We start from the raw sequence: 12,056 nt of genomic DNA on the forward strand, positions 1-12,056 counted from the left end.
AAGTCAGTTCGCGCTGTGATCCGGGACGTCTTCGACCTGCTCGACCGCGTGGGTGGCCCAGAGCTTGTCTTCGCCCGCGTCCGGCAGATCCTCGGGGGCTTCATGGCGGTGAATGTGCCACTTGGCAATGAACAGAGCCGTGATCGGAGCCGTCAGAAACAGGAACAGCGTGATCAGCAGTTCATGCATGGAAAGGCGCTGTTCGATCAGGATCGAATGAAAGATCGAGGCCAGCAACACGCCGCCCACGCCCAGCGTGGTGGCTTTGGTCGGGGCGTGCAGCCGCGACATCGGATCCTTCAGCTTAATCATGCCAAAAGACCCGACAAAGCCGAAAATCCCTGAAACGATCAGGAAAAATGCAATCAGAAGCTCGAAGATGAATTCCATGGCGGCCTCACTCGATGATGTTGCCGCGCAGCATGAAGCGCGCATAGGCCACGGTCGAAACAAAGCCGAGCATGGCAATGATCATGGCGGCTTCGAAAAAGATCTCGGTGCCCAGATGCAGGCCGTACAGGATCATCAAGGCGATGGTGTTGATCACCATCGTATCAAGGGCGAGCACTCGCGTCCCCACACCGTCGGCGGTGATGATCCGCCACAGGCACATCATGATCGCGGCCCCAAAGCAGGCAAAGGCAAAATAGATTGCATATTCGATCATTCGAAAATCTCCTTCAGGCGGCGCTCGTAACGCTGCTTGATCTGGTCTCGTACCGCGCCCGGATCCGGAGCGTCCAGGCAATGGACCAGCAGACAATGCCCTTGGGCCGAGAGGTCGCAACTGACGGTGCCCGGAGTCATGGTGATGGTTCCAGCCAGTACCGTGATCGCTTCGGGTGTGCGCAGTTCCAGCGGGATTGAGATCCAGTTCGGCTGTCTGTCCGCGTCGCGTTTGAACAGGATGATGCGTGCCACGGTCACGTTGGCCACCACGATGTCCCACAGAACCACGATCATGTACTCAACGACCATGGGCCAGTTCCGCAGGACGGGCCGGTCGGGCCAGTAGGGTTGGGTGATGAAGGGAATGATGATCCCCAGAAGCAATCCAAAGACCAACGAGTTCAGAGAGGGCGCGTTGGCCAACAGCACCCAGACCAGAGTCAGCAGGAAGCTCAGATGCGGGTGGGGGAATATCCGGCGCAGCAGTTTCATCAGTCTTCCCTTCCCAATACGGCCGAGATGTACTGTTCCGGCGCGAACAGTTGCGCGGCGGTCTTGCGAGTGTAGTCCAGCGAGGGTCCGGCGAACAGGGTCAGCAGGACGAGGCCCAGAACCACTCCGAACACCGAGGTGAACGCCAGCCCCGGCTGCGGTTCAGGCGCGGGCCGGTGCGGGGGTTCATCATCGTTGGTGGCCTCGGTTTCGGGTTCCGGTTCGATCTGGGTGCTGGCGTCATAGCTTTTCCAGAAGATCAGGGACCCAGCGCGAGCCAGACCCACGATGGTGACAAAGGATCCGATCAGAACGACCGCCCAGACCGCAGTGGCATCCGGCGCATACCACGACGCATCCAGCACCAGAAGCTTGCCGATGAACCCTGACAACGGCGGCATGCCCGCCATCGCTATGGCTCCAACAAAGAACAGCGCCGAGATCAGCCCGCTTTGCGGCATCGGGGGGCGGGGCGCAATGGCCCCTCCACGACGTTCCATCACCAGATCGGCCACCAGGAACAGCAGCGCGGTCGCCAAGGTTGAATGGTAGACGTAGTATAGAGCGGCGGCTGTGGCCGTCTCGGTGAACAAGGAAATAGCCACCAGCAGCGTTCCCATCGAGGCGATGGCGCAAAACGCAACCATGCGCGCGATGTGCCGCGTGCCCAGAATGCCGATCGAACCGATGGCAAGGGTCAACAGCGCGGCAGGTTGTAGCCAGTCACCAACCAGTCCTTCGGTGACGGCAACATCCGGGCCGAATGCCAAAGTATAAACCCGCAGGATCGAATAGGCCCCCACCTTGGTCATGATCGCAAACAGCGCGGCCACTGGCAGCGGCGCGTTGGCATAGCTGGCGGGCAGCCAGAAATGCAGCGGTAGGACAGCGGCTTTGATGCAGAAGACCAGCAACAGCAGAACCGCACCCACGCGCAACAGGGCGGTGTCTTCGGCCGGAATTTCAGCGACGCGCACGGCCAGGTCAGCCATGTTCAGGGTACCGGTAACCGAATAGATCGTGCCCAATGCAAACAGGAACAGGGTTGACCCCAAGAGGTTGTAGGTGACGTATTGCACCCCGGCTTTCAGCCTTACGGCGCCGCCGCCGTGGGTCATCAGGCCGTAGGATGCGATCAACAGCACCTCGAAGAATACGAACAGGTTGAAAGCGTCCCCGGTCAGGAAGGCGCCGCAGACACCCATCAGCTGGAATTGGAACAACGGGTGAAAGTGGTTGCCGCGTTCGTCCCATCCGGACGCGATGGCGTACAGCACGATAGGCAAGGCCAGCAACGCCGTCAGCAGCACCATCATCGCGGACAGCCGGTCAAGGACCAGAACAATGCCAAACGGGGCCGGCCAATCGCCCAACTCGTAGACGTAAATCTCGCCGCCCGCCGCCTGCGCAGTGATGGTCAGCGCGATTCCGAGCAGACCCACCACACCGGCGACTGAAAAGATACGCTGCAGGTCCAGATGGTACCGTAGAACCATGATGATGAATGGGGCCAGGATCGCGGGCAGGACGATCGGCGCAACGATCCAGTGGTTCATGCGTCTTCTCCCGCGTCATCCACGCTGTCCTGCGCGGCCATGTCTATGTGGTCATCCTTCGAGGACAGGTAGGCCCCCAAAGCGATCATCACGATCACAGCTGTCATCCCGAACGAGATCACAATAGCCGTCAGCACCAGAGCCTGCGGCAATGGATCGGTATAGGGAACCTCTTCGTATTTGTTCAGCACCGCCGGCGCGTTCACGGCCAGCCGTCCCGTGGCGAACAGGAACACGTTGACCGCATAGGTCAGCAGAGACAGGCCCAAGATGACCGGAAAGGTCCGGCGACGCAGGATCAGAAAGATCCCTGCGGCGGTCAGAACGCCAACGGCCGATGCGACGAGTGCTTCCATCAGCCCTGCTCCTTCGCTTTTTCTTGTTCTTCGGCCAGATCATCCCGCAACGGGTTGATGTCCATCGGGAATTCCTGCGCCATGCCCGGCCGCCACGCAAAGCGCGACAGGCTGTCCAAGGCCAGCATCACAGCGCCCAGAACCGCTAGGAACACGCCTGTGTCGAACAGCATGGCCGTGGCCCATTCGAATTCTTCCAGCGGTGGCCAATGCAGATAGCCGAAATCGCTTGTCAGGAAGGGCCGCTCGTTGAACCAGGCGCCCAAACCCGTGGCCGCAGCGATCAGAACACCCCAGCCGATGGTGCCATGGTAGTAGAACCGCTGCCGCTCGATCGCCCAAGTATAGCCGCTGGCCATGTACTGCATCAGGAAGGCGATCGCGACCACCAGACCGGCGATGAAGCCGCCTCCGGGTTGGTTGTGCCCCCGGAAGAAGATGTAGGCACCTACCATCAGGGCGATCGGCATCATCACACGTGTCGCAACAACCATCATCAGCGGGTGCGAGTCACCTGACTGGGGCCAGTGCGGTTTGCGGTTCAGCAGATAGGCGCGGACACTGGTGCCCAGCACGGCCTCGGTCAGGGCAAAGATGATCAGGGCCGCGATCCCCAGCACGATGATCTCGCCGAAGGTATCAAACCCCCGGAAGTCCACCAGGATCACGTTGACCACGTTGGTTCCGCCGCCACCCTTGTAGGAATTGGCCAGGTGGAACTCCGAAATCGTCGGGAAGGCGAAATCGCGCAGCATGAGCGCATAGATCAAGCCCCCTGCGCCGATGCCGGCCACCACTGAAATGGCAGCATCACGCCAGCGCCGTGCCGCGCTGCTGTCCCATGGGGTCTCGGTCGGCAGGAAGTTCAGCGACAGCAGTAGCAGGATCATCGTGACGACTTCGACCGAGATCTGCGTCAGGGCTAGATCAGGCGCGGACAGATAGTTGAAGGCCATCGACACGATCAAGCCGACGACACCGATCAAAACAAGCGACAGCAAACGGTTCCGGTGGAACCACATGATGCCCATCGTCGCCACGATCAGGCACAGCCAGCCGATGATCGGAATGATCGGAGCCGGCAGCGGAACCCGCGTTTCCACGCCAATCGTGCCGGTCGAATAGGCATAGTATCCAAGGCCGACCGTAAAGGCGATCAGGATGATCGCATAGCGGCTGATGACACCGTTGTGCAGCTCGTCCGTGATCCACCGGCTGGCGGCGGTCAATCCGCCGATCACGGCGTCGAAGATGGTCTTGGCCTCGGGGCGGGGCAGGATATTCCAGACGTGCTCGCCGCGCCGGTGCAAAGCCAACAGGAAGAGGCCGCCAAAAGTTGCGACGATCGACATGTACAAGGCAGGCGTGAACCCGTGCCACAGCTTCAGTGAGTAATAGGGCAGCTTCTCGCCGCCGATCACCGCGGAAGACACAACCGCAACCAAGGGGCCGACGATGGCGGCCGAGTTCAGGCCGATCAGCACGACCAGCACGACCAGGAATGCCGGAGCCAGCCACAGCCCCACCGGCGGGTCATGCGGGTGCGCAGGGTAATCCTCGCGTTCAGGGCCCAGGAAGACGTGGGACACGAACCGGAAGGAATATGCGGCAGAGAAGATCGCGGCTACCAGGGCAAGGGCTGGCACCAGATAGTGCGAGTTTCGCCAGACCGTGTGCACGGTTTCTTCCAGCATCATTTCCTTCGACAGGAATCCGTTCAAAGGTGGAATCCCTGCCATGGACAATGCGGCGATTGTTCCAATCGAAAAGGTGATCGGCATCAAATGGCGCAGGCCGCCCAGGCGCTTGATGTCCCGGGTACCGGTTTCGTGGTCCACGATTCCGGCGGTCATGAACAGGGCGGCCTTGAAGGTGGCGTGGTTGATGATGTGAAAGATGGCGGCCACGACCGCGATCTTGGTGCCAAAGCCCAGCAGCATCGTGACCAGCCCCAGATGCGACACCGTCGAAAAGGCCAGCAACGCCTTGAGGTCATCCTTGAACAGCGCGATCACCGCGCCGATCAGCATGGTCACCAGGCCGGTGGTGGCGACGATGTAGAACCACGCCTCGGTTCCGGCCAGAACCGGCCACATGCGCGCCATCAGAAACAGGCCAGCCTTCACCATCGTGGCCGAGTGCAGATAGGCCGAAACCGGCGTTGGAGCGGCCATTGCATGCGGCAGCCAGAAATGGAACGGGAACTGGGCCGACTTGGTGAAACATCCCAGCAGGATCAGTATCAACGCCGGCAGGTAGTAGGGCGAAGACTGGATCAGTTCGCGGTTCTGGAGGATCACGCTCAGGTCATAGGACCCCACGATATTGCCGAGGATCAGCATCCCCGCAATCATCGCCAGCCCGCCGGACCCGGTGACCGCCAGCGCCATCCGCGCGCCCTGGCGGCCTTCGGGCAGGTGTTTCCAATAGCCGATGAGCAAGAACGAACTGAGCGAGGTCAATTCCCAGAAAACCAGCAAAAGCAGTATGTTGTCGGACAGAACGATACCGACCATCGCGCCCTGGAACAGCAGGAGATAGGTATAGAATTGCCCCATTGGGTCTTCACGCGACAGGTAGAACCGCGCGTACAGGATGATCAGCAGACCAATGCCAAGGATCAGCAGCGCGAACAGAAATCCCAGCCCGTCCAGCATGAAATTGGCGTTCAACCCCAGCCCCGGAATCCAGTCGAACCGCGCGGTGACCACCGTGCCGTTCATGACGTCCGGGATATGAATCAGCAGCCCCATCAAGGCCAGAAACGTGGTCAATCCCGCTGCCGATGCGGCTGCGTTGCGCCCGGCGCGGATCAGCAGGGCGGGAAAGACAGCTCCGAGGAAGGGAAGGGCCGCGATAAGGAATAGGGACAACTGCGATACTCCGGGCTGAGCGGTCAGGGTGCTGTTGATTTTGTAAGGATAATTTATTGACTGTCCAGCTATTGCAAGTTTTTCACCTTGCACTACTCCCCGCGAATTTTTGGCCAAAGCCTGCGCGAAAATGACGCGAACTTGATCCGTACCCGGCTTTTCGGCGCAGCGTCGGAGGCGGACCCGTGATAAAACCGGCTTGGAGAAACCGGAGGGTGCACATTGGCGATCACAACCAGGCTCAGCCGCAGAGGCGTGTTCCTTGGGGGCGCGGCCGCTGTTCTCGCGGGTTTTGCGATCCGTGAATACCGTCTGATCCCCGAAGACTTTTCTGGCGGTACGTTGACCGTCGCTCAGGCGCACGAAAAGGCTGTTGCAGGGGAAATCCTGTTGCTCGACATTCGGACCCCGCGCGAATGGCGGGCCTCAGGCATCGGGCAGGGCGCCCAACCGCTGGACATGCGCCGTGAAGACTTTCTGGATGTGTTGGATCGCCTGTCTGGCGGTGACAAGGGGCGGCCGATTGCCTTGATCTGCGCCCGTGGTGTGCGGTCAGCGCGGCTGGGCAACAGGTTGACCGAGGCGGGCTACGGCAACATTCTTGACGTGCCCGAAGGGATGCTGGGGTCAGCCGCAGGTCCGGGCTGGGTGCGGGCCGGGCTGCCGGTGCAGGCGTATTCGGAGGGGGCGTGATGAGGCTCAGGGATCTGTTGGCTGTGTTGGTCGCAACCGCCGCAACTCCGGCAGTGGCCGCGTGTGGGCAGGATCAGGGTGTTTGCGAGACTGCAACCGGAAGCTATCGCATCGAGCTGCCGGAAGAAAGCAACCCGCCATTGGTCGTGTTCCTGCACGGGTACGGCGGCAGCGCGCAGGGGACCATGAAAAACCGCGGCATGGTCGAACCCTTGCTGGCGCGGGGATACGCGGTCATGGCACCCGAGGGGGCCGAGCGCAACGGGCGAAAGAGCTGGAACTTCTATCCGGGTTGGGACGGGCGTGACGAAGCCGCGTTCCTGAAGGAAGTTGTTGCGGATGCGGTCCAACAGTTCGGGGTAGATGACCACCGCGTGGTGCTGGGGGGATTCTCGGCCGGCGGCTTCATGGTGAACTATCTGGCCTGCGCCGATCCCGAGGCATTCTCGGCCTACGTGCCTGTCTCAGGCGGATTCTGGCGTCCGCATCCCGAAAGTTGTGCGGGGCCCGTGCGCCTGTTCCACACACATGGCTGGACCGACAACGTGGTGCCGCTGGAGGGGCGCGCACTGGGCGGCGGTCGGTTCCTTCAGGGCGACATCTTCGCCGGGCTTGAAATCTGGCGGCAGGCCAACGAATGCGCCGACAACCGTCCGGACGGGTTTTCAACGACAGGCCAATTCATGCGCCGCAAGTGGACCGCCTGTGCTGACGGCAGTGCATTGGAGTTCGCTCTGTTTCCCGGCGGTCATACAGTTCCGCGGGGCTGGGCCGACATGATGCTGGATTGGTACGAAGGGTTGCCCGGCGGGTGATCATTCCGCCGGGGTCATGGTTCCTTTGCCCTCGATCAGGCGTTTCAACTCGTTGCGATGCGAACGTGCCGCCCGCGTGATGGCGGGCTCGTGGAAATCCTCGGGCATGCCGACCATGCGACGCGCTGCTGCCGCAGATACGCCGCTGAGTGCGGAGAGCGGTACCGCAAAGGTCAGGCTGATGGCGATCGGAGCCAACCAGACCGAGACCAACCCGGCCAGGATACCCGCGCTCAGCGCGAAGCCGCTGATGGTTTCGAGCGCGTGACACACGATCAGCGTCCGCAGCCCATAGGCGCCGCCATCCCGTGCGTGCGGAGTCCAGCCTTTTTGCACACCGATAAGGGTACGGAACACGGCGATCATCTGCTGCACCATCAGGATCGGTGCGTACAGGATCGACAGCACGACCTCGAACAGGAATGACGCAAGAAACCGGGTCCGGCCGCCGAAATCTTCATAGCGAACACCGCTGAGGGGCAATGCCAGTGCACCCAGAATCTTGGGGGCCAGCAGCATCGCGTACATGACAAGGATGATCAGAACATGCCGCGTTTCGGTCATTTCCGGCCACTGGGGGAACATCGGATTGTCGGGGCTGAAATAGTGCAGCACCGAAGCATCCTTGCCCTGACCGATCAACGCCCACATGACCAGCAGTGCGAACCACAAGGGTGACATCAGGTATCCGACGGCGCCGTGGAACAGATGAAACCGCGACACGGCCCGAAACCCGGTCGAGCCGAGCAGACGCAGATGCTGCAGGTTGCCCTGGCACCAGCGGCGGTCGCGTAGGGCGTGGTCGATCAATGTCGGCGGTGTTTCCTCGTACGAGCCTCGGATGCGCGGCAGAAAGCGAACGCCCCAACCGGCGCGGCGCAGCAACCCGGCCTCGACGAAGTCGTGGCTCATGATCAGTTGTTCCTGGCCCGAGAGCGAGCGCAGCTTGGGCAGACCCGCACAGGTCGCAAAGGCCTTGGTGCGGATGATGGCGTTGTGGCCCCAATAGTTGCCTTCCTGGCCACACCAACGGGACAGGCCCTCGGCGAACGCGATGCCGTACACACCATTGGCGAACTGCTGCATCCGTGCAAAGACGGACTGGGCACCGATCAGTTGCGGATAGCTTTGGATCAGGCCGGCGCCGGGATCGCGGGCCAGCGCGTCGGTCAGCCGCGCGATCGCGCGCCCGGTCATCAAGCTGTCGGCGTCCAGAACCAGCATTGCATCCCAAGCGCCACCCCAGCGGCTGACCCAATCAGCTATATTGCCGACCTTGCGGTCCGTATTCTGTTCCCTGCGTCGGTAATACAGCTCAAGACCCGGGGCCAGCGTGGTACGCAGCGCCTCGATGCTGGCCTGTTCCTGGGCCGCGATTTCCGGATCGCGGGTGTCGGACAGGATGAACATCGCATAGTGATGCTTGCCCCCTCGGGCGCGCAGTTCTTCGAGCATCGTGCGGGCATTGCCCAACACGTTCCACGGCACTTCGTTGTAGACGGGCATCAGCAAAGCGACCCGCAGTGGTTGCGCGCGACCCTGCCGTACCGGACGCTCTTGCCGGGCCAGAGAGACCATGCCCAGAAGGACGGTGCAGACCGTGAAGGAAATCCAGAAAAAATTGAACGAAATCAATGCCAACAGGATGGCTTCGACCACGTTTATCCCTTCGGCGTCGAACCAGTCCGCCATGACCCACAGCAAAGCAACCGAGGCGGCCATGGCAGGGGAAAACGCCAATGCGCGCCAAAGGCCAGCCGACGACCGGCGGGCATCCGCAGGTGCTTGGGCGTCCCGAAACCCGGCGCCAAAGTCCTGCTCCGGCATTGCCAGCGGTGCCTCGGGCGGCATGATTTTCAGGTCCGGGATTATGCTGTCCATCTGTACATCCAGACTTCCGAGGCGGGCTCGTCACCCAGCCTCAGTTGCGCGCGCAATTCTACGTGGTCGCGGTCGCCGGGTTGAAACGAAAAGGCCAGACGCAAACCGCCCGTATCCGGGTTGCGTTGCAGAACCCCGTCCGAGGTTTCCGCATGAGGCGACTGCACGAACACGCTGAGGACGTCCGGATCGTCGAACAACTCGCTGGCTTCGAAGTCGATCACCGCAAGCCGTCCTTCGCCGAAAGTGTTCTCGCCCATTGCGGTGTTGATCACCCGCGGCATGGCGGTCCGCTGAGGTTCCTCGCCCCAGATCAGGCGGTACGACAAGTCGAGCTGAGCACCGGCAGCGACCGGTTCCGCAGGACGCCAATAGGCGACAATGTTGTCGTAGATCTCCTGATCGGCCGGAATTTCGACCAGAGTGACCGTACCTTTACCCCAATCGCCCATCGGCTCGACCCAAAGCCCGGGGCGCTTGTGGTATTGCGCCTCGAGGTCGGCATAGTCGGAAAACGCGCGTTTGCGCTGCATCAGTCCGAACCCGCGCGGATTCATGTCGACGAATGAGGACACCTGCAATCGCTTGGGATTGGCGAGCGGGCGCCAAATCACTTCTCCCGCCCCGTTTCGGATCATCAGCCCGTCGCTGTCGTGCACGGCCGGACGGAAATCGTCGAACCGGTTGTGATTGGTCTGATCGAACAGGAACATCGACGTCCCCGGAGCGATCCCGACATGGGGAAGTTCTTCCCGAGCAAACAAGGTCGCCTGCACCTCCATGATGCAGTCGGCGCCGGCCGTGATGTCGAACCGGTAGGCGCCGGTCACGCTGGGGCTGTCCATCAGGGCGTGAACGATCATGTTGCGCTGGCCGGGCTTTGGGCGCTCCAGCCAAAATCGGATGAAATCCGGAAATTCTTCGCCCTCGGGATCCCCGGTTTTTAGTGCAAGACCACGGGCCGACAGACCATAGACCTCGTGCAGGCCGATGGCACGGAAATAGCTGGCTCCCTGAAAGACGCAGAACTCGTCCGTCTTGCCAGGGCGATGCATCTCGGTGCGCAGCCGGAAACCCGAAAAACCCAGCGTTTCGTCCACGGGCAGATCGGGGACATCCTCGGCCCGGTCGAACATCTCGAGGTCGAAGGCAACTGGCGCGATCATCCCGTTCTCAACTGCCGAGACCTGAACGGTTCGCGGGAAGTAGAGGCCGGGGGTGAAGAAATCGACGTTGAACGGCGTATCGGTCCCGTACCAGAGTGCACGGTCCAGCCGGAAACGGATGGAGCGGTACTGCTCGTAAGTGAGGTCCTGCCACGCCTGCGGAACGGTTTCGCGCGCCTCGTAGGGGCGGCTGGCCAGATCGCGGGCAAGTGCGATGATGTCGGCCCGGTCGAATGGCACCTCGCCACCGGTGGCAAAGGTGGCCGGGGCGAAGGCCAGCGCCGTAGTCGACGCAAGGAATGCACGACGCGTGAACTTCATGACTTCGATTTCCATGGGTGTGATTTGAACCAAGCGGCCAGATAAGCCACGCCGATGATCAATGCAAATCCAATTAGATTTGCGGCCAGAACGGTGGCAAAATCCCGCCCAAATTCGTCGAGGAAAACGCCGATAAGTCGTGCTGCTGCCATTGAAAATACGAAAACCGCCAAGGACTGCTGGCCCACTTTGGTGATCTGCTTCAGGATCCATCGCCACAGCTGCGCGCCCATCGTGTTGCCGGTGGCGATCAGGCGATGCCCATGTTGCCCAGCAGCCACCCATCCCAGGTAGGCCAGCGACAGGAAGTGCATGTACCGGAACAGGCCGAAATCGGTTTTTTCGCGCAGTTCGCTTGTCAGGGGCCAGACCTTTCGGATGTTCTCGGCAAGATCCGGTGCGGCCGCCTGGACCCACAAGAACACTTTCCACGATCCGAACGGGGCCGAGAGGACAAGGAACAATGCCGCGGCCCAGATCAGCGTCTTGGAAACCGGCGGCGCAGGGATCCAGCCCCGCATGAATGCAAAGCCCGTGAAAAACAGCAACTGCCATCCAAACGGGTTGAAGAACCACTGGCGGTCCGACCACGGTTCGGCCGGAAGCGCCAACAAACCGGTCTGCGCCACCAGCCAGATCGCGACCGAGACCAACCCGACCGCCCAGATGCTGAGGCGCGACAGCCCCATGAACATCGGCATCATTGCCAGAACGACCAGGTACATCGGCAGGATGTCGAAATAGTTCGGCACATAGGTCAGGGTGAACAGCCCCACCATCTGTGGCATCGGGTCGTTGAAGAAATGCTGCAGGTTCAATCCCGAGACATAGCTTTTGTCGAAGGCTCCGGACAGATCCAGCGCCGCCATGGACATTGCGACAAAGAAAAACAGGCAGATATGTGCCCAGTAGACCTGCCAGATGCGGAAACTGACCCGGGCGGTCCCCATCCACCAGCCCTTGCGTTCGAACGCGCCGCCAAAGGCGATGGCCGAAGCCATGCCCGAGCAGAAAACAAAGATTTCAGTCGCGTCCGAGAATCCGAAACGGGCCGGGATCCATCGGGCCCAGGGGTCATTCGGGATGTGCGCGATCAGGATGATGAACATCGCAATACCGCGATAGAAATCCAGCCGCGGGTCGCGGGTTGTGGCAGCAGGGGCGGAGGATGCCGCCACCGGTGCAAAATCAGAAGCGGGCGATGCGGTCGCCATTCGTTTCTCTGTCCTTTGTG

At 61.2% G+C, this 12,056-nt stretch carries 11 protein-coding genes; 2 read left to right on the top strand and 9 right to left on the bottom strand.

Translation table 11 applies throughout. The features are described from left to right. Window positions 1-3: 3 nt before the first annotated feature. Genes ACR0NB_RS01670 through ACR0NB_RS01695 form a run of 6 tightly spaced genes read right to left on the bottom strand, consistent with a single transcriptional unit; the run spans window position 4 to window position 5,946 of the window. On the bottom strand, window positions 4-390 hold the full coding sequence (locus ACR0NB_RS01670; RefSeq protein ID WP_093962618.1) for a Na+/H+ antiporter subunit G: 387 nt from the start codon (window positions 388-390) through the stop codon (window positions 4-6). 7 nt (window positions 391-397) lie between these two features. Beyond that, window positions 398-667: a K+/H+ antiporter subunit F gene (locus ACR0NB_RS01675; protein WP_093962617.1), complete on the bottom strand. Its 270-nt coding sequence runs from the start codon at window positions 665-667 to the stop codon at window positions 398-400. Continuing rightward, window positions 664-1,161 (bottom strand): Na+/H+ antiporter subunit E, encoded by a 498-nt coding sequence (locus ACR0NB_RS01680; protein WP_093962616.1) that lies wholly within the window; start codon window positions 1,159-1,161, stop codon window positions 664-666. The genes ACR0NB_RS01675 and ACR0NB_RS01680 overlap by 4 nt, the downstream gene beginning before the upstream one ends. Beyond that, a complete protein-coding gene (locus tag ACR0NB_RS01685) occupies window positions 1,161-2,717 on the bottom strand; it encodes a monovalent cation/H+ antiporter subunit D (RefSeq protein ID WP_480774782.1) in 1,557 nt (518 codons plus the stop codon). Before ACR0NB_RS01685 ends, ACR0NB_RS01680 begins: the two co-directional genes overlap by 1 nt. Further along, window positions 2,714-3,073, bottom strand: a complete 360-nt coding sequence (locus tag ACR0NB_RS01690; protein ID WP_170337694.1) for a Na+/H+ antiporter subunit C — start codon at window positions 3,071-3,073, stop codon at window positions 2,714-2,716. Before ACR0NB_RS01690 ends, ACR0NB_RS01685 begins: the two co-directional genes overlap by 4 nt. Next, on the bottom strand, window positions 3,073-5,946 hold the full coding sequence (locus ACR0NB_RS01695) for a monovalent cation/H+ antiporter subunit A (protein WP_480774783.1): 2,874 nt from the start codon (window positions 5,944-5,946) through the stop codon (window positions 3,073-3,075). The genes ACR0NB_RS01690 and ACR0NB_RS01695 overlap by 1 nt, the downstream gene beginning before the upstream one ends. A gap of 222 nt (window positions 5,947-6,168) precedes the next feature. On the opposite strand from ACR0NB_RS01695, the gene ACR0NB_RS01700 reads away from it, so the two are divergent. Next, window positions 6,169-6,639 (top strand): rhodanese-like domain-containing protein, encoded by a 471-nt coding sequence (locus ACR0NB_RS01700; RefSeq protein WP_170402048.1) that lies wholly within the window; start codon window positions 6,169-6,171, stop codon window positions 6,637-6,639. Beyond that, on the top strand, window positions 6,639-7,454 hold the full coding sequence (locus ACR0NB_RS01705) for a CE1 family esterase (RefSeq protein WP_260063312.1): 816 nt from the start codon (window positions 6,639-6,641) through the stop codon (window positions 7,452-7,454). The genes ACR0NB_RS01700 and ACR0NB_RS01705 overlap by 1 nt, the downstream gene beginning before the upstream one ends. On the opposite strand, the gene mdoH is transcribed toward ACR0NB_RS01705, so the two are convergent. The 3 genes from mdoH to ACR0NB_RS01720 are packed head-to-tail and all read right to left on the bottom strand — an operon-like array spanning window position 7,455 to window position 12,036. Further along, on the bottom strand, window positions 7,455-9,335 hold the full coding sequence (mdoH, locus tag ACR0NB_RS01710) for a glucans biosynthesis glucosyltransferase MdoH (RefSeq protein WP_480774784.1): 1,881 nt from the start codon (window positions 9,333-9,335) through the stop codon (window positions 7,455-7,457). Next, the gene (locus tag ACR0NB_RS01715; protein ID WP_170402052.1) at window positions 9,323-10,822 is read right to left on the bottom strand and encodes an OpgD/OpgG family glucan biosynthesis protein; all 1,500 of its coding nucleotides are present in this window, start codon (window positions 10,820-10,822) and stop codon (window positions 9,323-9,325) included. The genes mdoH and ACR0NB_RS01715 overlap by 13 nt, the downstream gene beginning before the upstream one ends. Next, window positions 10,819-12,036 (bottom strand): OpgC family protein, encoded by a 1,218-nt coding sequence (locus ACR0NB_RS01720; RefSeq protein ID WP_170338178.1) that lies wholly within the window; start codon window positions 12,034-12,036, stop codon window positions 10,819-10,821. Before ACR0NB_RS01720 ends, ACR0NB_RS01715 begins: the two co-directional genes overlap by 4 nt. Window positions 12,037-12,056 lie beyond the last annotated feature (20 nt).

The sequence above is a fragment of the Ruegeria sp. CG3 genome (assembly GCF_056537205.1).

Bases quoted from the DNA above. Each gene is read 5' to 3' on its own strand.
- ACR0NB_RS01670 (WP_093962618.1), bottom strand. From the start codon at position 390: ATGGAATTCATCTTCGAGCTTCTGATTGCATTTTTCCTGATCGTTTCA.
- ACR0NB_RS01675 (WP_093962617.1), bottom strand. From the start codon at position 667: ATGATCGAATATGCAATCTATTTTGCCTTTGCCTGCTTTGGGGCCGCG.
- ACR0NB_RS01680 (WP_093962616.1), bottom strand. From the start codon at position 1,161: ATGAAACTGCTGCGCCGGATATTCCCCCACCCGCATCTGAGCTTCCTG.
- ACR0NB_RS01685 (WP_480774782.1), bottom strand. From the start codon at position 2,717: ATGAACCACTGGATCGTTGCGCCGATCGTCCTGCCCGCGATCCTGGCC.
- ACR0NB_RS01690 (WP_170337694.1), bottom strand. From the start codon at position 3,073: ATGGAAGCACTCGTCGCATCGGCCGTTGGCGTTCTGACCGCCGCAGGG.
- ACR0NB_RS01705 (WP_260063312.1), top strand. From the start codon at position 6,639: ATGAGGCTCAGGGATCTGTTGGCTGTGTTGGTCGCAACCGCCGCAACT.
- mdoH (WP_480774784.1), bottom strand. From the start codon at position 9,335: ATGGACAGCATAATCCCGGACCTGAAAATCATGCCGCCCGAGGCACCG.
- ACR0NB_RS01715 (WP_170402052.1), bottom strand. From the start codon at position 10,822: ATGAAGTTCACGCGTCGTGCATTCCTTGCGTCGACTACGGCGCTGGCC.
- ACR0NB_RS01720 (WP_170338178.1), bottom strand. From the start codon at position 12,036: ATGGCGACCGCATCGCCCGCTTCTGATTTTGCACCGGTGGCGGCATCC.